The 19,307-nt window shown below is 55.6% G+C and carries 20 protein-coding genes; 11 read left to right on the top strand and 9 right to left on the bottom strand.

Going from position 1 to position 19,307, the window contains the following annotated elements:
* The first annotated feature begins 3 nt into the window (after positions 1–3).
* From ACZ500_RS02865 to hisF, 5 genes are all read left to right on the top strand, one after another.
* Complete coding sequence (locus ACZ500_RS02865; protein ID WP_464231029.1) at positions 4–693, top strand: lipid-binding SYLF domain-containing protein; 690 nt, start codon at positions 4–6, stop codon at positions 691–693.
* 270 nt (positions 694–963) lie between these two features.
* On the top strand, positions 964–1,818 hold the full coding sequence (locus tag ACZ500_RS02860) for a mechanosensitive ion channel family protein (RefSeq protein WP_464231028.1): 855 nt from the start codon (positions 964–966) through the stop codon (positions 1,816–1,818).
* Positions 1,818–3,836, top strand: a complete 2,019-nt coding sequence (locus tag ACZ500_RS02855) for a PocR ligand-binding domain-containing protein (protein WP_464231027.1) — start codon at positions 1,818–1,820, stop codon at positions 3,834–3,836. The genes ACZ500_RS02860 and ACZ500_RS02855 overlap by 1 nt, the downstream gene beginning before the upstream one ends.
* 406 nt (positions 3,837–4,242) lie before the next feature.
* Positions 4,243–4,470 carry a hypothetical protein gene (locus tag ACZ500_RS02850; protein ID WP_464231026.1) on the top strand — a complete coding sequence of 76 codons (228 nt, stop codon included), beginning with the start codon at positions 4,243–4,245 and terminating at the stop codon, positions 4,468–4,470.
* On the top strand, positions 4,467–5,225 hold the full coding sequence (hisF, locus tag ACZ500_RS02845; RefSeq protein ID WP_464231025.1) for an imidazole glycerol phosphate synthase subunit HisF: 759 nt from the start codon (positions 4,467–4,469) through the stop codon (positions 5,223–5,225). Before ACZ500_RS02850 ends, hisF begins: the two co-directional genes overlap by 4 nt.
* Here the strand turns inward: hisF and ACZ500_RS02840 are convergent.
* Both ACZ500_RS02840 and amrS read right to left on the bottom strand, forming a co-directional pair.
* On the bottom strand, positions 5,182–6,135 hold the full coding sequence (locus ACZ500_RS02840; protein ID WP_464231024.1) for an MBL fold metallo-hydrolase: 954 nt from the start codon (positions 6,133–6,135) through the stop codon (positions 5,182–5,184). The two genes, hisF and ACZ500_RS02840, sit on opposite strands and share 44 nt — an antisense overlap.
* A gap of 137 nt (positions 6,136–6,272) precedes the next feature.
* The gene (gene amrS, locus ACZ500_RS02835) at positions 6,273–7,286 is read right to left on the bottom strand and encodes an AmmeMemoRadiSam system radical SAM enzyme (RefSeq protein WP_464231023.1); all 1,014 of its coding nucleotides are present in this window, start codon (positions 7,284–7,286) and stop codon (positions 6,273–6,275) included.
* A gap of 153 nt (positions 7,287–7,439) precedes the next feature.
* Between amrS and ACZ500_RS02830 the strand changes: the two genes are divergently transcribed.
* From ACZ500_RS02830 to budA, 6 genes are all read left to right on the top strand, one after another.
* Complete coding sequence (locus ACZ500_RS02830) at positions 7,440–7,604, top strand: hypothetical protein (RefSeq protein WP_464231022.1); 165 nt, start codon at positions 7,440–7,442, stop codon at positions 7,602–7,604.
* Between the two features lie 1,002 nt (positions 7,605–8,606).
* Entirely contained in the window at positions 8,607–8,837 is a 231-nt protein-coding gene (locus ACZ500_RS02825) for a hypothetical protein (RefSeq protein WP_464231021.1), read from the top strand.
* A 498-nt stretch (positions 8,838–9,335) separates the two neighbouring features.
* A complete protein-coding gene (locus ACZ500_RS02820) occupies positions 9,336–9,491 on the top strand; it encodes a rubredoxin-like domain-containing protein (RefSeq protein ID WP_464232984.1) in 156 nt (51 codons plus the stop codon).
* A 143-nt stretch (positions 9,492–9,634) separates the two neighbouring features.
* Complete coding sequence (locus ACZ500_RS02815) at positions 9,635–10,555, top strand: aldolase (protein ID WP_464231020.1); 921 nt, start codon at positions 9,635–9,637, stop codon at positions 10,553–10,555.
* A 129-nt stretch (positions 10,556–10,684) separates the two neighbouring features.
* On the top strand, positions 10,685–10,864 hold the full coding sequence (locus ACZ500_RS02810; RefSeq protein ID WP_464231019.1) for a hypothetical protein: 180 nt from the start codon (positions 10,685–10,687) through the stop codon (positions 10,862–10,864).
* A gap of 319 nt (positions 10,865–11,183) precedes the next feature.
* Positions 11,184–11,969 carry an acetolactate decarboxylase gene (gene budA, locus ACZ500_RS02805; RefSeq protein WP_464231018.1) on the top strand — a complete coding sequence of 262 codons (786 nt, stop codon included), beginning with the start codon at positions 11,184–11,186 and terminating at the stop codon, positions 11,967–11,969.
* A 26-nt stretch (positions 11,970–11,995) separates the two neighbouring features.
* Here budA and ACZ500_RS02800 read toward each other — a convergent pair whose 3' ends face one another.
* From ACZ500_RS02800 to ACZ500_RS02770, 7 genes are all read right to left on the bottom strand, one after another.
* On the bottom strand, positions 11,996–13,600 hold the full coding sequence (locus ACZ500_RS02800) for a sensor histidine kinase (protein WP_464231017.1): 1,605 nt from the start codon (positions 13,598–13,600) through the stop codon (positions 11,996–11,998).
* A gap of 2 nt (positions 13,601–13,602) precedes the next feature.
* Complete coding sequence (locus ACZ500_RS02795; protein WP_464231016.1) at positions 13,603–14,010, bottom strand: response regulator; 408 nt, start codon at positions 14,008–14,010, stop codon at positions 13,603–13,605.
* 68 nt (positions 14,011–14,078) lie between these two features.
* Entirely contained in the window at positions 14,079–14,903 is an 825-nt protein-coding gene (locus tag ACZ500_RS02790; RefSeq protein WP_464231015.1) for a cytidylate kinase-like family protein, read from the bottom strand.
* A gap of 128 nt (positions 14,904–15,031) precedes the next feature.
* Positions 15,032–16,846 carry an SLC13 family permease gene (locus tag ACZ500_RS02785; RefSeq protein WP_464231014.1) on the bottom strand — a complete coding sequence of 605 codons (1,815 nt, stop codon included), beginning with the start codon at positions 16,844–16,846 and terminating at the stop codon, positions 15,032–15,034.
* A gap of 42 nt (positions 16,847–16,888) precedes the next feature.
* Positions 16,889–17,353: a universal stress protein gene (locus ACZ500_RS02780; RefSeq protein WP_464231013.1), complete on the bottom strand. Its 465-nt coding sequence runs from the start codon at positions 17,351–17,353 to the stop codon at positions 16,889–16,891.
* Positions 17,354–17,675: 322 nt separating this feature from the next.
* Positions 17,676–18,992 (bottom strand): sigma-54-dependent transcriptional regulator, encoded by a 1,317-nt coding sequence (locus ACZ500_RS02775; protein ID WP_464231012.1) that lies wholly within the window; start codon positions 18,990–18,992, stop codon positions 17,676–17,678.
* Between the two features lie 73 nt (positions 18,993–19,065).
* The gene (locus ACZ500_RS02770) at positions 19,066–19,230 is read right to left on the bottom strand and encodes a hypothetical protein (RefSeq protein WP_464231011.1); all 165 of its coding nucleotides are present in this window, start codon (positions 19,228–19,230) and stop codon (positions 19,066–19,068) included.
* Positions 19,231–19,307: the final 77 nt, after the last annotated feature.

The raw sequence follows: 19,307 nt of genomic DNA, 5'->3' as shown, positions 1-19,307 counted from the left end.
GCCATGCATCTAAAAGACAGAAAAATCGGTTGGTTAATCGCAGTCCTGGTCTATGTGCTGGTGGCAGGGTTCAGTGCTCCGGCGGCGGCGGAAACCGTTGAAGAAACCGGTTTGGTGGACAAATCCGTTGTCACGCTCAGGTCCTTCATGGCTGACACACAGATGGAATGGATGCAAACGCATCTCAAGGAGGCCAAAGCGGTCCTGATCATCCCGAGCCTGGTCAAACTGGGGTTTGTGCTCGGCGGGTCCGGCGGGAGCGGCGTCCTCCTCGTCCGCAACGAAAAATCCAACAGTTGGAGCCAGCCGGCCTTTTACATGATCGGCAGCGTCACCTTCGGCCTCCAGATCGGCGGTGAAGCGGCGGAGGTCATCATGCTGATCCAGAACCAGAAGGCGCTCGACCGGTTTTACGCCACAGAATTCAAGCTGGGCGGAGATGTTTCGATCGCGGCGGGGCCTGTCGGCGCCGGCGCCAAATCCAACATCACGGCGGATGTCGTTTCGTTCGCCAAATCCAAAGGGCTTTACGCCGGTCTGAACCTCGAGGGATCGGTCATCAAGGTCAACGACAGCTCCAATCGTGCCTATTACGGCCAAGAGGTACGCCCCATCGATATCCTGGTGCGCCATGCCGTCTCCAATCCCGGATCGGCCGAACTGCGCCAGGAGTTGGCCAGGGTTGCGCGGTAAGCGGCTTCCATTTGCCTACGCCCCTTCAGGCCGCCTTCGTCGTCGAGCTGCACCTCCGCTTATGCTGCAATCGACGGATCGCCTTGCCGCGAAGGCCTGATCCTGTTGATTCCGAGGAGGCCGAAACCCGCCCGCGCAGAGCAACCTCAACCGGAGCGACAACCGTTCGGCATTCCAACCGCGTTGACGCTGTCAGAAGACAACACCAGCAGGCACCCTTTATCGGATCGGAACTCAGCCATCCTTCCGATCCGAAGTCGAGGCAGTCCCATGGATCAAGCCTTTAGCGAATTCCACAAATTCGGCGACCTGCTGATGGTTCACGGAAAGGATATCGTCACCGCCCTGGCGATCCTGGTCCTCGGCCTCATCGCAACCCAATGGTTGATCAGACACGCTCGTCAGGGACTTCGGAAAGCGATCGGCAAACCGCAACTGGTCGACATCCTGATGCTCAGCCTCAATGTCTTTTTGATCATGCTGGTAGCAGCCTTTACCCTCCTCTATATCGGCGTACCCGCGCTCATTATCCGAAGGATCCTCGTGGTGGTGCTTCTGGGAGGAATCGGCCTCATCGTGCTCTTCAGGCCATATCTGCCAACGCTTCCTTACAAGGTGGGCAACACGGTCGAGATGGGCGGACTTCTGGGAAAAGTGGAAGCCACGACCTTTCTCCACACACGGCTGAGGACCTTCGACGGCAGGACGCTCTTTATCCCCAACCGGATGGTTTTCAACGATATCGTTTCGAACTACCATTTTACCCCGACGAGGCAGATCCGACTCTATGTAACCATCGGCTACCGGGAGGATCTCCTGAAGGCCAAGGCCCTTCTGATACGCGTCCTGAAAGAGGACCCCCGTGTTCAGGAAAAGCCCGCCCCCACGGTCTATGTCATTTCCCTGGCCGAAAACGGGGTATACTTGTCAGCCCGCGGCTGGGTGGAAAACCAGAAGTTCTTCAAGGCCCGCTGTGAACTGTACGAGCGGGTCAAGCTCCTGTTCGATCAGGAAGGAATCGGCTTTGCACACCCGCAGCGGGATGTGCACCTCTACGGGCGTTCAGTCCGCTGCATGGAACAGGACGGGCTGTGCCCGGAAAAACTGGACAACGAGCGTATGTGATGGAGCCAGCGACTGCTGTGGGAGAAATAGGGTACACGCTTCAGGAATTGATCGATATCGATCAGCTCGACCGGCTGATGGAGCTTTTCAACAGAGCCACCGACCTGGCCATCGCTGTCATCGATGTGAAAGGAAAGGTTCTGGTGGCAAAGGGTTGGCAAAAGATCTGTACGGATTTTCACCGGGTGAATCCACAGACCAATGAACGATGCGTGGAAAGCGATCTCTATATCAATCGCTGCATCAGCCAGGAAGCGTATGTCGAATATCAATGCAAAAACGGTCTGGTCGACATGGCGGCCCCCATCGTCATTGCAGGAAGCCATCTGGCAACCATTTATTACGGCCAGTTCTTTGTCGAAGGGGAGGAGCCATCCCGGGATTTCTTCGAAGCACAGGCAGAAACGTTCGAATTCGATGTCGATCGATACCTGGAGGCACTGGACCTCGTTCCGGTGATCAGCCGCGAAAAGGCGCACCGGGTCATGGATTATTACGTCGCGCTGGTCCATTTCATCGCCGAAACAGGCCTTGCCCGGTACAGGCAGATGGAGGCCGAAAAGGCCCTGCGTAAGAGCGAAGCGAGATTTCGCATCTTTGCCGACTTTACATGGGACTGGGAAAGCTGGACAGGGCCCGATGGGCGATGCGTCTATGTAACGCCGTCTGTAAAGCGGATCACCGGTTACAATGCCGAAGATTTCACTCACGATCCGAAACTGATGACAAGCATCGTGCACCCCGAAGACCGGCCCGTGCTCGCGGAACACTTCCGGAAAGAACTCGTGGAGCATAAGGCCGGAAACATCGATTTCAGGATCATTACCTGTGGGGGGGAAGAACGCTGGATCAACCACTATTGTCAACCGGTCTACGACCAGGACGGCACCTGGTTGGGTGTGCGCGCCAGCAACCGCGATATCAGTGAGCGCAAGCATGTGGAAAGGGAACTGAGAAGAAGCGAAACCCGGTACAGGGCCATCGTTGAAGACCAGACCGAACTGATCTGCCGTTTCAGCCTCGACGGGGCCCTGACCTACGTCAACGAGGCCTACTGCCGATACTTCGAGAAGGAGCATGGGGAGTTGATCGGCAAAACCTTTCAGCCCATGATCCCTGAGGACGAGCGTGACCTGGTCTCCGCGACGCTGCGCTCTCTGACGCCGCAAAACCCTCTGATCACCCATGAATACCGCGTCGTTACACCCCGTGGGGATATCCGCTGGCAAAGGTGGACGAACCGCCTGATCCTCGATCAGCAGGGCCACCCCTATGAACTGCAGGCCGTGGGGCGGGATATCACCGACCGGAAACTGGCAGAGGCAGCGCTGAAGGAACATAGTGAAAAAACCAAGCTGTTCGCTTACTCCGTCTCACACGACCTGAAAAGCCCCGCCATAGCCATCCACGGCCTCACGAAGCTGCTTCGCGACAAATACGGGAAGGTCCTCGATGAAAAAGGCGTCGAATACTGCGACAAGGTCTTGCAGGCGTCGGAGCATCTCGTCTCTTTGGTCCAGAAGATCAATATGTATATCTCGGCAAAGGAAATCCCTTTACATATCGAAAACTGCCGACTGAAAGATGTGGTGCGTTTTGTACGCGATAATTTCGAGATTCAATTCAATCTGCGCAACATTCGATTCGTCGAGCCGCCCGACCTGCCTTCCATTCGTGCAGACCGCACCGCTTTGCTCAGGATCATCAGCAATATCGTGGACAACGCCTTGAAATACGGTGGGTCCAAACTGAACACGATTACCCTGTCAACCTGTGAAAATGACGACCTTCACATCATCGCCGTGGAGGACGACGGCGTAGGCATGTCCGGTAGCACATCCGATGCCCTCTTCGAGATCTTCACACGTACAAAGACGTCCAACGGAATCGAAGGCACCGGCCTTGGATTGGCCATCATCAAGGAACTTGCCGAAAAGCACGGCGGCACAGCCTGGATGGAGGTCAATGCAAAAGGCGGCGTCACTGTCTCAGTCTCCATCTCGAAACACCTGGCATAATACAAGAGATCCCGATCCGTGCGGATCGTGCTGGACATTGACCGATCTCCCCATAAATGTCCGGTCCGCTTTTCCCGGGCCGTCGACCTGCCGGGTGCGGCGTCCAGCGGGCTGTTTCAGGAGGCACCCGAGTTTTTTGTCCTCTCCAGGATGGGCCATCACCCGCACATGCCCCGTTATGAGGCAGCAGGCATAGCCCCTGCAGCCATATTCAACTTTACAACGGTCGAGGTTTTCCAGATAATGCCGAAAACCCCGAGCCGAGATGGCTACGGGTTACCCGTCCTGCTCCGCTTATCGGCTCGATGGGGAAATCCCTTTGTAACGATTCGCGAAATTCCTGCATAGGCGCTGGCCTCAGCCAGAGACCAGCGCCTATGCAAGCTATTTAGTTTCCAATCCGGAAATGGTCTTTTTGGCCAATCTCGGCGTCAATCTGCACGTTTGCTTGTGCGGCGACCACCAGGTCGCCTCCGCGCAAACGCTTGATTTCCTTGATATTGGCCAAAAATCCTCATTTCCGGATTGGAAACTGGGTTGTACCGGGAAATCATTTCCGGATGGAAGCTATTTACTTGACTCATTTTCTTTCAGAGAAATCGATCGCTTTTCAGACGGGAGGAAGCACCGATGACCATCAGAATCATGCCCTGCCTCGACATGCAGAATGGACGCGTCGTCAAGGGCGTTCAATTCGTCGACATCCGGGACGCCGGGGACCCCGTTGCGTGCTGCGTAGCATACTGCAATGCCGGGGCGGACGAACTGGCCCTTCTGGACATCACGGCAACGATCGAAGGCCGGGCGACCATGCTGGACGTCGTCGAAAAGGTGGCGCGCGCCGCTACGATCCCCTTTACCGTCGGCGGGGGCATCAGCGACGTGGCTTCCGCTGAGGCCGTAATCCGCGCCGGGGCTGACAAGATTTCGACCAGCAGCGCGGCCTTTCGCAAACCCGAGGTCATTCGGGACATGGTCAAGGCGTTCGGGACCGAGCGGGTAACCGTAGCCATCGACGCAGCGGCCAGCGACCGTTTGCCCTCCGGATACGAGGTTTATATCGACGGGGGCCGCACTCCAACCGGAGCCGATGCCGTGGAGTGGGCCGAACAGGTCGCGGACTACGGCGTGAATACGATCCTACCCACCAGCAAGAGCACCGACGGCATGAAAACGGGCTTCGATCTGCCCCTGATCCGGAAAATCAAGGAGGCCACCAAAGTGGACGTCGTCGCCTCGGGGGGAGCCGGCACGCTCGAGCATTTCTACGACGCAGTGCAGGCGGGTGCGGACATCCTGCTGGCCGCTTCTGTTTTTCACTTTAATATCATTGGAATACAGGAACTCAAAGCCTACCTGCGGGAGCGGGGTGTGGATGTAAGGACATAGGAGTAAAATCTTTCACCTGTGCCAAGCCGCGCGCATAGGCTTCGTGCCAGCCTTCTTTCACAGGCATCGTCCGATAAAGGTCCTGCCGTTCCGCCTCTAACAGTCGTCTGGGACGGCCCATGAAATCAGCCGCGCAATAGATCCGTCGATTCGCTGCCTTGGACAGGTCTTGAAGCCAGTCCAGTCCTTCCGTTGATCGCAGCAGGTGGTGATCCAGGATAAGGGTTCGAACCCTTTTCGCCAGGCGCTTGGCGTTCTGCCAGGCGCGGGCGCGGTCCCCGGGAAGCAGTCCCTGCTGATAGAGCGGCGGACCGGCCGCCAGGACAATATCCGGCGACCACTCGAGAATGGCGTCCACAGTGGCATCGTCGAGGAGTTGGATATCGGAGCCATGCACAAAGGTGCAGCCGCCCAAGGCCACCCGGGTCATCATGACGTGTCCGAAAGCCAGACCGTCGAGGCCGTGCGGCATCGCCCGTGAAAAACGCAGCGGACCATCCTCCACTTCCTCTGCGATTTGCCAACCTTTCGATAAAAGGCCCATCAGGTCATGGGCACGGGATTGGCTCTTTTCGGACTGGCCTTCGGGCGACTTGGCCCACGCACGCAGTGCCTTGAAGCGGGGCGGCAAATGGGCGAAAGAAAGCTGGTAGGGGTTGGCCTCAGCCAGGGGGATATGATCCCCGTGATAGTGGCTGAAAACCACATCGGTGGCCTCCTCCAAAGCCGCAACGATTCTTCCGCGGGCGAAGGCACCCGCAGCGATCTGCACCGGATGGGGCAAGAGGCGGTGGCGCCAGGCACCCAAGGCGACCCCGGGGTCGATCACAATCACCCGACCTCGCAACGCGATCCGGCAACAGAGGCCCCGCATTCCCAGAGACTCCGCCGTGAGGATCTGGAGCCTCATCCCAGCCGCCGCCTAGTCCATATAACCGCCAGGATCATCCAAACCCTCCGCCCTGCCGCTGAAAATCGCTGCGGATCGGCGGCAACACGCTGATCTCACGCGGCCGGTGGGGGAATTGCAGCACATTCAAACGCTGCTCACATGCCGATTCCATCGATTTTGGCCCCGCACTCCGGACACTTGCCGCCCTGCAGCCGATTTTCAATGAGGCTCATGCCGTAACGCTCGATGAGCGGCGTTTTACAGGCGTAGCAGATGGTGTTTTCCCTTCCCTCGCCTGGGATATTGCCTTCATACACATAGCGTAAACCCTCCTCCAAACCGATATCGTGGGCTCGACGCAGAGTATCGACAGGAGTACGCGTATGGTCCATTAACTTATAAGTCGGGAAAAACTGAGTGACATGCCATGGGATATCTACACCGACGCTTTTGATAAAACGAGCGATGTCATGCAGTTCCTGACTCCCGTCATTCAGATCCGGAATAATCAGCGTTGTCACCTCCACCCAAACTCCCATTTCTTTCATCAATTCGATTGTTCTTAAAACAGGCTCGAGGCGGGCCCCACAGATATCCTTATAGAATTTTTCGCTAAAGGCTTTTATATCAATATTAATGGCATCCAGATAAGGCCCAATCAGACGGGCTGCTTCAGGGCTCATGAAGCCATTGCTTACAAAGACATTCTTTATGCCGTCCCTTCGCGCCAGCATCGCGGTGTCCAGTGCAAATTCAAAAAAGATGGTAGGTTCCGTATAGGTGTAGGCAATGGTTTCACATTGCGCCGCTTTTGCGGAAGCTACGATGTCTTCGGGTGTACGATCCTGGCCGACGATTTCACCGCCATGATCGTGCGGATATTGGGAAATGTCATAATTCTGGCAAAATTTGCAGCGAAAGTTGCATCCCACGGTTGCGATGGAAAATGCCTTCGAGCCAGGCATGAAGTGGAAAAGGGGCTTTTTTTCGATTGGATCGACGTTCTCCGCAATGATTTTGCCATAGACAAGGCTGTAGAGATCTCCGCCACGGTTCTCCCGCACGCCGCAAATCCCTCTTTTACCTTCATGAATTTTGCACCCATGATTGCATAAAGTGCAACGCACCCGATTTTCAGCTACAGGCTCATAGAGCAGGGCTTTCTTCATGATGTGAATCCAATCCTTTAATTTTGAATATCCTGATCGAAACATCCACTTATCATGCTCATAACACCATCAATAACAGACATAATACAACAGATCAATGCTTTCTTGTACAAATTCACGCTCGCAAAAAGCATACCCAGTTTCCATCCGGAAATGGTCTTTTTTGCCAATCTCAGCGTCAATCTGCACGTTTGCTTGTGCGGCGACCACCAGGTCGCCTCCGCGCAAACGCTTGATTTCCTTGATATTGGCCAAAAATCCTCATTTCCGGATTGGAAACTGGGTTCTATAGGAAAATCATTTCCGGATGGACACTAGCTTGTAGGGTTATGGGTCGATCAAACCTCCGCTACGTTCACCATCAGGCCATGGATATTGCACAGTATGCGGTAGCATAAACTATCTTGAAGTCTTCGATTCAATTGATTTGGAAACGAATGTTAGGGTTTGAATAAACAAAAGGCCATGCCGCTGGGGCCAGGTTGATGGCTCGACTTCTATCTTTGTTGACGTCATAAGCCCGAGCGATATAATAGGAAGTTCAGGGGTGTTACGGTGAAGCCTTTCATGGCCAATCTCGGCGCCAATTTGCGCGTTTGCTTGTGCGACGACCTGCAGTTCGACGTACAAGCAAACGCTTGATTTCCTGAATATTAGTCAAACCGGAACCCCTCGAACAAGAATGAAACTGCGCAGCCGAAGCTGCGAAGGAACATCCTCATTTCCGGATGGAGACCGAGCATAATATAGGATATGGCTTTACGGGCTTGATGGAGCAATAGATATGCCACCACCAAAAACAAGCGGGAAAGGCGGGAAGAATTGCAGCAGAAACACTGTCCCTTCAATCTTTTCCTTCTGGATTGCCCGATCCGTGTAACGTTACCGTGGCTGGCAAGGACTTTTTTATGAATACGTTATAAGGTGAAACTATCAACGTTCGAAGCCTGTCAACGTCCGAAAGAACTTTTTTAACAATCTGAAAATAAACAACTTACCCGCTTAAATCGATCAATCGTCGATTGAACGCCGGAGCGAATATAAATTGCAGTCGACCAGGAAATTTCTTTCCGGACCTATAACAGGCAACCTTATCCTCGATTCGATATTCGATTTTGCGTATTCAAATCCGCTCCGCGCCTAGCTGTGGAGCGGATTCGAATACGCAAGACGATAGGTTTAGACAAGCATCCGGAGATGCCAGCAAAAAGTAACGTTACTATGGCCAACCGAAGCGTTACCTGCGAATATGTACCCCTGCCGATTTCTGATAATAGACCCGTCAAAATCTGTCTGTTTCCAATCCGGAAATGAGGATTTTTGGCCAATCTCGGCGTCAATCTGCACGTTTGCTTGTGCGGCGACCCACAGGTCGCCTCCGCGCAAACGCTTGATTTCCTTGATATTGGCCAAAAATCCTCATTTCCGGATTGGAAACTGGGTTCTATAAGGAAATCATTTCCGGATGGATACTGTCTTGTTTCTCGGCAAAAGTCGTCTTTTTGGCCACTCTTGACGTCAATCTGTATGTTTGCCCGTATGGCGACCTAGCGATCAAACCGCGCAAGCGATTGATTTCATTGATATATATCAGACAGAGTCCCGCCTCGGAGCGGTGAAGAATAAACCTCCTTTCAGGATCGAAAGCTTGATTGTGCGCATAACCATTTCCGGATGGAAACGACCTGTATTCTGAGCCTCATCCCCGGAAGGCATGCCTCATTGGCCAAAAACATTCCGTCCTCCAGGCGGGACTTCTGCTGCTTTCGCAAACGATTATCGCGGTGAAAACCTATAATCACAACTATTTGAAACCTTGCAGCGAGGGGCAGGGCAATCGTACACATTTTCCTGGCCTATTTTCGGATACGCCAAAAACATGCAAAGGCATGACAATTGCTTCTTTTATCAGAGGGGAGTATTCTTGTTGGAACTGATGCAGGTCAAGGAGGGGACGTCATGACGAATGAACTGGGAAAATGGGTATGCGCGCATTGTGGCTATACGGCTGATGGACGATTTGAAGGGGATATCTGTCCAAAGTGCGGATTGACCTATTGGAAGTGTTCTCACTGCGGATTCACGTTAACGGCCCCGGCACCTCCCGATGTTTGCCCGGAATGCGGTGAAAAATGTAGTTTTATAAACATCACATGTTACACACCGGATTGCGGAGGACCCGGAAATATCGATCAGCGCCTGTAGATCTGAGAGGTTCCGATAAACAGCCCTTTTCGATGAAGGTCCATTGTCTTCTATTTTGTAGAAATAATGCCCTTTTGGATCGGCGTTTCCAAGTTTTCGAAAAGGTTCCTGTCAAAGATCATACATCGAAATGAGGACTTCAAATGGACCGAAAAAACGATATCTTGGTTCCTATGGATGTTCCCGAGATTTTGAAATCCACCTATATTGAAAATTACAATAGGATTACAAAATCAACCGGCCGATTGATGCTTTTTGCAGGCGATCAAAAAGTGGAACATTTGAATGACGATTTTTACGGATCCGAAATTCACATCGATGACGCTGATCCGGAGCATCTTTTTAGAATTGCAAGCTTAAGCAAAATAGGGGTTTTCGCCACGCAGCTCGGCTTGATCGCCCGATACGGAATGAGTTATCCAAATATTCCTTATCTGGTAAAACTGAATTCCAAGAGCAATCTTGTAAAAACATCTCAAGCGGATCCATTCAGTCATCTGTGGTTGGATGTTCAAAGGGTTATCGACTTTCGCAACCATACTAAATTGAATATTTTGGCAGTAGGTTATACGCTTTATCTAGGAAGCGAGTTCGAGGCGGAAATGCTGCATCAGGCGGCTCAAATCATCTATGATGCGCACCAGCATGGATTGATAACAGTGTTGTGGGTCTATCCCCGCGGAAAAGCCGTAGCGGATGAAAAAGATCCCCATCTGATTGCTGGTGCCACGGGAGTGGCAGCCTGTCTTGGCAGTGATTTTGTCAAAGTGAACTATCCTAAACAGATGAACAAGGATTCAAAGGAATTATTCAAAGAGGCCGTTTTGGCTGCAGGCCGCACAAAGGTCGTTTGTGCCGGGGGTTCAAGCACGGATGTAAAATCATTTCTTCAACGCCTCCATGACCAGATCTTCGTCAGCGGCGCTTCAGGCAATGCAACGGGCAGAAATATCCACCAGAAATCCCTTCAAGATGCCATCAGAATGTGCAACGCCATTTATGCCATAACCGTTACCGGTGACAATGTCGAAGCGGCGATGGAGATTTATCGTTCAGGCGGTTAATCTTCCATTGCTCGTTCGAAACATATGCTCAGTTGTCAGCCGGTAACAGTCTTTCTGGCCGGTCCTGGTATCGGTCATCACCTTTGTTCGCGCTGCAGCGCCAGGCTGCCACCTGGTTTCCATCCGGAAATGGTCTTTTTTGCCAATCTCGGCGTCAATCTGCACGTTTGCTTGTGCGGCGACCTACAGGTCGCCTCGGTGCAACCGCTTGATTTCATTGATATTGGCCAAACCGGGACCCGCCGCGTAGCGGTGGGACTGAGCGGCGAAGCGGTGAAGAAAAATCCTCATTTCCTGATTGGAAACTGAGTTGTACCGGAAAATCATTTCCGGATGGACACCACCTAACACCTGATTTCCTTGATATTGGCAAAAACTCCTCATTTCCGGATGGATACTATCTTGGGGACAAACCCGAACATGATCAAGCGTCTGTCGCAAGCGGGGATTTGCCAGGGATCGATGTGACCGTTATCCGGGCAGGTGAAAAGCTCGATCGCGTCACGGTTGGCCATTATCCTTGAAATTTCGGGCTGGTTCTGCCAGGATGCCCTCGGTGTTCGAATAGAGTGCCAAGGCGGTTTGAAAGGATGCCCTCATATTTTTGGAAAGGAGACTCATTCCGTTCATGATGCGACGATTTTCATCTCTCACAATCCTCTTTTGTCTGGCTGCGATTTTTTTCTCGGGTTGCAGCACCGTTCCATCCAACGGCATTACACAGGTAGCCACGATCGATGCCTTGTTGACCGGCGTCTATGAAGGGCACATGTCTCTTCAAGAACTCCGTTCGTATGGGAATTTCGGCCTCGGGACCTTCGAGGGGCTGGACGGCGAAATGGTCTTTATCGACGGCACGTTCTACAAGGTCCGAGCGGACGGCAAGGTATACACGCCAGCCCTTTCCGAGCGAACGCCTTTCGCCTGCGTAACGGCCTTCGACCCCGACCACAGGGAGACGATCACGGAGCAGACGGACCTCGCGGCACTGGAAAAAAGGATCGATGCCCTGGTCCCCGAGCCGAATCGGTTTTGCGCATTCAAGGTCCGCGGGACATTTGACCACGTCAAGGCGCGGAGCGTCCCTGCACAGCAAAAGCCTTACCCGCCGCTGGTCGAGGTAACCCGAAACCAGCCCGTCTTCAATCTTTCGAACGTTCAGGGTACCTTGATCGGATTTCGGTCACCTCCCTTCGTGAAGGGTGTAAATGTCCCTGGTTACCATGTGCATTTTCTGGTCGAAGATCATTCAGGAGGGGGCCATGTCCTTGATTTTGTGATGCGCGAAGGGACTCTGGAGGCCGACACCGTGCATGACTGGCTCAACATTTATCTGCCGACAGAAAACCCCTCCTTTGCACGCGCCGACCTGACGGTGGACCGCACGGGGGAAACACAGGCAGTCGAAAAGTAGGACACGCAAAGGAGCGGACGCCGACATCATTTTTTGGGAAGACCGATTTGCGCCGGAAGAGTGGTGACCGGGACGGTCACCGTAAAGGTGGTTCCCTTGCCTTCGGCGCTTTTCACCTCGATGCGTCCGCCGTGCTTGGCGATAATGCCTTGGGAAACGCTCAGGCCGAGGCCTGTGCCTTTGCCCTTGGCCTTGGTGGTAAAAAAGGGATCGAAGATCAACCCGAGGATGTGCTCCGGGATGCCGCTGCCGTGGTCTTTCACCTTCACAGCGAGGTAATTCGGGTCTTGCGCAACGCCGACGGAGACGTCCACCTTCCCCCCTTTCTGGGATGCGTCGATCGCGTTCAGGATCAGATTCAGAAAAACCTGCCGGAGCTGCTGACTGTCACCGTGAACGAGCGGAAGGTTTTCCGGGGTCTGGAGCGAGATCTTGATACCGCTCAATTTCACCCGGTTGCTCGCGAGATGGACGGTATCGGCCAGGAGCTGCCGCAGATCCAACGGCTCCAGCTGCGATCCGCTTTCGCGGGCGAAATCGAGCAGGTTGGCGATGATGTTTTTCGACCGGTCGGCCTCCTTCACGACGTCCTGCAGCATGTCCTTCCGCTCCTCCTCGCTCAGTGAGTCATAGTCCTCGAGAAGCATGTGCGCGGTCAGGGTGATGTTGTTGAGGGGGTTGTTGAGTTCATGGGCCACGCCGGCCGTGAGCGTCCCGACCGCTCGCATCTTGTGGGATTGGATGAGGACGGCCTCACGACTTTCCAACTCCTGGATCATCTGGTTGATGGCGATGGCCAGATCGGTGAATTCGTCCCTAAACCGTCGGACCGGCATGATGGGGGTGAAATTTCCGGATGCAATCCGCCGGGCATAATCCGAAAACCGGTTGATGTTCCCCAGAATCCGGCTCCCCAGAAGGTAGGCGTTCAGGACGATAAAGATCAACAGAAAGATCAGCGAGTAGATGTGGATATTGCGGGAGCGCTGGATGGCCTGTTCCAGCGCAGCCTTCTCACGCTTGATGAGTTCGTCCGCAGAGGACACCATACGCTGACCGTGCTTCCGCAACTCACGCTCGATTTCCTTTTTGCGCTCAAACTCATCCTGATCGATCAACTGGTGCTGCTCCAGATCCGCCAAGCTCTCGAGCAGATCCTCGTAGCGCTCGATATCCCGCCCGATCCGTTCGTGGCCGGCCGCCCCCAGGATGCGCCCCAATTCCTCCGCGTTCAGGGTCAGAATGTCATGGGCATGATAGACATTCTCCAAGGCATCGCTCAGGTTCGTCCCGTAGAGGAAATAGTTCTTTTCGAAGCGCCGCGCCTGCTGGATTTCGATCGCATAGTCGTTGACGATCTCCAGGAACCGGAGCTTTTCCTCCATCTGGTACATGGCGACGACCAGGGCGGTGGCAATCCCCATGGCAAAGAAAAAAACGAGCAGGAAGCAGACATAGATCTGAAACCGCAGGCTGATCCGTCTGCGCGACAGCAAAGCCTGCCGCGCCGTCTCGGCAGCTTCGATCCGGCCGTACCTGCCTTCGAGGGTGGCTCCAGAGCGGGGCTGCTCTTGTTTGCCCCCCGCTCCACCACCCAACCCCGTCGTGATGCCTTCGCGCATGTTCTCCATGGTCAGACCGCTTCCCCTGATTCAACCTTCAGAGGGGTTCCCAGCGCCTCGGCGGCCTTGGCGATGACCTTGCGGAGGTCATTCGGTTGAAACGGCTTGGCGATGAAGTCGAAGGCGCCCTTGTCCATGGCCTCACGCGCCAGAGACATCATCGCATACCCGGTGATCATGATCACCTTGGTGCGCGGCGATTTGGCGGCCACGCGCTCCAGGACCTGGATCCCGTCGATCTCGTCCATCCGGATGTCGGTCACTACGATGTCGAATTCCTGTTCATCGATGCGGGCCAATGCCAAACGCGGGTCCTCGAAGACCTCCACATCGCAGCCGATCTTGGCCAGGGCCGGTTTGAGCCTTTTGCCCACAATGGGCTCGTCGTCCAAGAGCAGTACATGCAATTGCGCATCCATTTTCGGCTCCTTTCCGTGATGCTAGCCCGGTTCCGGGACTGTTCACAACCTGTTTCCGCTCTTCATTCTCAGCGGAAACTCTCCGCCGCCTGGCGAAAGATGTCGTTGACAATGTGGACCTCTACGTACTCGACCCCGGCGATCTTGCCGGCCATCTCCTTGATCGCTTCAGATTTCCGGCGCTTTTCGCGCTTCATGGCGCGCACCTCGACGACCAGCGTCCCGCCGTCGGCGCTGACCTTGAGTTCGGGAAAACGCTCGAAAAGCGCCGTCCGGACACGCGCGGCCAGCTCCAGATCCGCCAGACACTTCTGCGACCAGCTCATGGGCCGGAATTTGCGGTAGGAAACCGTATCGCAGATGGTCTGCACCGCCTCGTCCAGGTCGATGTTGCTCAAACCGATCACCAGATCATACAGCCCGGGATCCGTTTCATCCATCCCGAAGGCGTTCCGGGACCAGCGGCGCCGAAGCTGCTTCCGCTGCTCGAGCCGCTTCATGGCCTTTTCGGGCGGAATCCGCTCGTTTGCGGACAGCGCGGCCGCCTCCTTCTCCGCATCCCCAAGGACACGCACCTTGAGGGCATGGGAAACCCCGACCACATACAGATGAGCCGCCAGGCCGTGGCAGACCGCGTTGTCGTCGAGGAGTCTTTCGAGGGCAGACTGTTGAATGACCGCCAGAGACTGCCGCCAGCGCCGTGTACGCATCCCGAAAAGGGAGGGATTCTCTGCGAGCGCCCGTTTCAATTCAGCTTCCGGGATATGGTTCCGGGCAGCCACCTCCCCAAGGATCTCCCGGTCGAGCAATCTGTAATCCAACCTTGCAGCCACCTTTTCGGCAACCGCGCGACCGCTTTCATAAAGATCCGCAGAAATGATGATCACGGACATAAGCTTTACCCTTTCTGCCAGAGGTTCACGGTATAAGTTCAGACCCTTTGCTCCGCCCTGCCTTCAACCTCCTCGATCGATATCGCCGAGGGGGATCGGAGCCACCGGAACGGATCCCCGGCGGACCGTCACGACGCCCCGTAAAAGAGGTAGATCGCCGCAACCATCACGACCAGGAAGACCACGCTGACCAACAGGCCCGCCTTCATGAAATCGACGCTCCGGTAATGCCCCGGGCCCATGTAGAGCGCATTCACCTGGTGAGTGGGCAGAATGAACGAGTTGCTGGTGGCCAGCCCGACCACCAGGGCGGCCATACGCGGATCGGCGTTTGCAGCGATAGCCATATTGACGACGAGGGGCACCAGCAGCACGGTGGCGCCGACGTTCGAGATCACGAGCGTAAAGACCGTCGACAGCAATCCAATCACCGCGAGCAGCACGATCGGCTGGACCGTACCGATCGCCCCCAACACCGTGTGCGCAATCCAGGCGGCGGTGCCTGTTTTTTCGGTGGCGATCCCCAGTGGAATCAAGCCGGCCAGGAGGAAGATCGTCCGCCAATCCACCGCCTGGTACGCCTCATCGATGCTCAGCACCCGTGTGAGGATCATACCGAGCGCGCCGGTCATGAGGCAAACCGACAACTGGATCTTGAAAACCAGGATCATGACCAGCGCCAGCAGAAGCCAGAATCCCGCGAAGAACGCCTTTTCGGGTCTGAGGAGTTCCACATCGATCGGCGTGGTGAAAAGCAGGCTGCGCTCCGCCTGCAACTCCTGGAGGCGTTTCCAGGTCCCCTGGATCAAAATCGCGTCGCCCACCTGGAGCGGCATATCGCTGATCTCGGCCCGATAGCTTTCGCCATGCCGGAAGATGGCGAGCGGCACCACCTGGAAATGGTCCCGCAGGTTGATCTGCCGAAGCGTCCTGCCGATCCAGGGCGAACGGGGTCCAACCACCGCCTCGACCGTACCGGCGAGATGCTCCGCCGCCTCCTCCTTGAAGAACTCGAGCGATTCCTTGTGCGCCATCCCCAGCTGTTCGGCCATCCGCTCGACGTCTTCCTCCCGACCGACAACCAGGATATCCGAGCCGGAGCGGATCATCGCGTCCGCGGACGGCGACAGGACCTTGAAATCCGGCTGCTCGGTCAAAGCCACCACGTTGACCAGATAGCGCCGGCGCAGATCCCTGACCGTGATGGGATCCCGGTAATGAGTGAAATCATCGGGTGTCAGCAGTTCGTGGAGTTCTCCAAGCTGCTCGCGGTAGCTTTCGACGCTCGACCCCACTGGAGCCGCCGTGTCGACGTCCGCCTCTCCCTGAGGGAGGATAAAACGGCCGAAGAGGATGAAGCAGGCGATGCCGCTCGCCACGAGCAGCACTCCGACCGGTGTGACGTCGAAAAGCCCGAAGGGTTTGAGATTGAAAGGCGTCAGGAGATCGTTCAAGAGGATCAGAGGACTCGAACCTACCAGGGTGATCGTCCCCCCCAGGATCGCCGAAAAGCCGATGGGCATAAGGAGCTTGCTGATCGGGACCTTCAGGGACCGGCTTACCCGTTGGACCGCCGGCAGAAAAAGCGCCGCCGCCCCGATATTCTGCATGAAACTCGAGATGCCCGCGATGGTGACCGAGATGAAGATGACGATCCGCGACGGGCTTTTCCCGGCCAACCGCACGATGGGGGATACCAGTTGATTGATCATGCCGGTCTTGTCGAGGCCCGCCCCGATGATGATCACCGCTATGATGGAGACCACCGCATTGCTGCTCAAACCTGTAAAAGCCTCTTTGGGGGTGACGAGGTGAAGCAGCGGCAGGACGACCATCATCAGGATCGCCACCACATCCACACGCACCCACTCCACAATGAAGAGGAAGACCGCCACCGCAATCATCAGCATGACAAGGATCATATCGAGCGTCAAAGGTTCCATTCCGCGTCTTCCCTCCTAGGATTCAATCAGCGTCCAGTTCGTTTACGTCTTACCGGCCGGCTGGGCTCCTGCGGACTTATCGGCCACCGCCAGAAGCGGACACTCCAGGTTCCCGGCCACCCGGATGATCCAATGCGCCCGCCGCCCGGGCCCGCTCTCGGGCAGCGCTGCGCTGCTGCCCCACAGGATCGTTTGAAACGGAGGCCTTTCGGCCAGAAACTTCAGAAGTTCCTGGGCCGCATCGCCGACCCTCAAAGCGACACCGGCCGAGATCCCGTCCTTCAGAAACTCCGATGCGAAGGCGCCCAGGATCGACCCCATCTCCTCCTCGATGCGCCGGATGCGGTGCCGGTTGGAGCCCAGCAGGGAGCCTCCAGCAAAGGCCATCTCCGCTATCATGAGAAAGGTGACCTCCGCATCCATGCGTAGGGCAAGCTCTCGGGCATAGACAACCGCAGCCTGATGGACCTTCCGGTTTTCGAATATGACCAGAATCCGATGGAGCATGCCCCTGCATTCCCCTTTCTCTCTAGACTCTCCCTTCGCTCGATCGAAAGGGAAGCAAGCAGCGTACCACATAGAGAAGCTATAATTTAAGATATCGATTTAGCTGATAAAACATTAAAAAAAAGGGGCGATGGAAGGGAAAGAAACGTTGCGGATTGCAACATCCTATCCAAAAACAGGATCTAGAGGCAATCGCAGAAGGAAAGGAAAGATATGTTGCAGAACCGAGCATGTCTGTTGCAGAAGCGATCCATCCATCGGTCCTCAACCGAAAACCCCTGCCATTCTTCCGCACCGAGCGGGGTTCACTGCAGCGGGATGTTCAGTCGATGCCGTATTTCTTCATCTTGCGCCAGAGAGAAGCCCGATCGATCCCGAGGATGAGAGCGGCCTTGCTGCGAACCCCGCCCGTCAGTTGGAGGATATGCCGAATGTAGCCCTCCTCCAGTTCTTCGAGGTTCATGAGCGAGCCTCCGGGGCGCTCATACGGGTGCAGTTCGAGTTCGGCCAGGTCCGGCGGCAAATCCCGGGCGAGGATGCGATCCCCGCGGCAAAGGGCCACCGCCCGCTCGATGATGTTCTCAAGTTCCCTCACATTTCCGGGGTAGTGATAATTTTCCAACAGATCCATGGCTTCTCGGGAGATAGCCTTGACGGTCTTTCCCATACGCCGCCTGGATCGGTCCAGCATGTGATAAGCCAGCAGCGGGATATCCTGGCGGCGTTCACGGAGGCTCGGCAACACCAGATTGACCACATTGAGGCGAAAGTAGAGATCCTGCCGGAAAGAGCCTTCGGCTGCCTCGGTCTTCAGATCCTTCGCCGTCGCGGCCAGGACCCGGACGTCGAGCGGGATCGGCCTTGTGCCGCCCACGCGCAGCACCTCCCGCTCCTGGATGACACGCAGGAGCTTTACCTGCATATCGAGGGGCATGTCCCCGACCTCGTCCAGAAAGAGCACCCCGCCGTTGGCCGCCTCGAGAAGGCCGGGTCTGAGCGTGGTTGCGCCGGTATAGGCATCCTTCTCATGGCCGAACAGTTCGTTCGCGATCAATTCAGGGCTGAAGGCTGCACAGTTGAAAGCCACAAACGGCCCCTGCGCACGGGGGCTCAGGGCGTGGATAGCCCGGGCAGCCAACTCCTTCCCCGTGCCCGATTCGCCGGTGATGAGGACATTGCAATCGGTCGGCGCAATCTGGCGGATCACCTCCGCAACCTGCATCATTCTGGGGCTTTCGCCGATCATGACGGCATTGGAGCCGCCCCCCGCCTGCATGGGCGTGCCGCCTGCCGCCCCCCGTTCCCTCAAGGCCTTTTGCTCGAGCGCTTCACGGACGACGGCCCGCAACTGGTCCGGCGTAAACGGCTTCGCCAGATAATAATACGCCCCGCGCTTCGTCGCCTCGACTGCGCCGTCCAGCGAAGCATATCCGGTCATGAGGATCACTTCGATGCCGAGGGCGGCCCGCTGGACCTCTTCGAGAAGGCTCAGACCATCCATATGCGGCATCCTGAGATCCGTGATCAGAAGGTCGAAAGAGGCCTTCTTGAACTCTTCACAGGCCCGCACCGGATTACTGAACGTGCTGACCTCGTAGCCGCTTTTCTCCAAGAGGCGTCTCAGGTTCTTCAGTGTCACGGGATCATCGTCTACGACTAGAATGCGCATGGAAGAGAACTGAAAAAGCAAAAAACAGGTTTATTTTTCCGATCTAGTCTCCATCCGGAAATGATTTCCCGGTACAACCCGGTTTCCAATCCGGAAATGAGGATTTTTTGCCAATATCAAGGAAATCAAGCGTTTGCGCGGAGGCGACCTGTGGGTCGCCGCACAAGCAAACGTGCAGATTGACGCCGAGATTGGCAAAAAAGACCATTTCCGGATGGAAACGATCTATATTTCGAGCGGCGCGCCCGGAGCTATTCTCCAGGATATGCCGACACGGGTCAACCG

This window comes from Desulfatiglans parachlorophenolica (genome assembly GCF_055394735.1).
The sequence above is the reverse complement of the archived record's forward strand: the minus strand, read 5'-3'. Positions and strand labels throughout refer to the sequence as shown.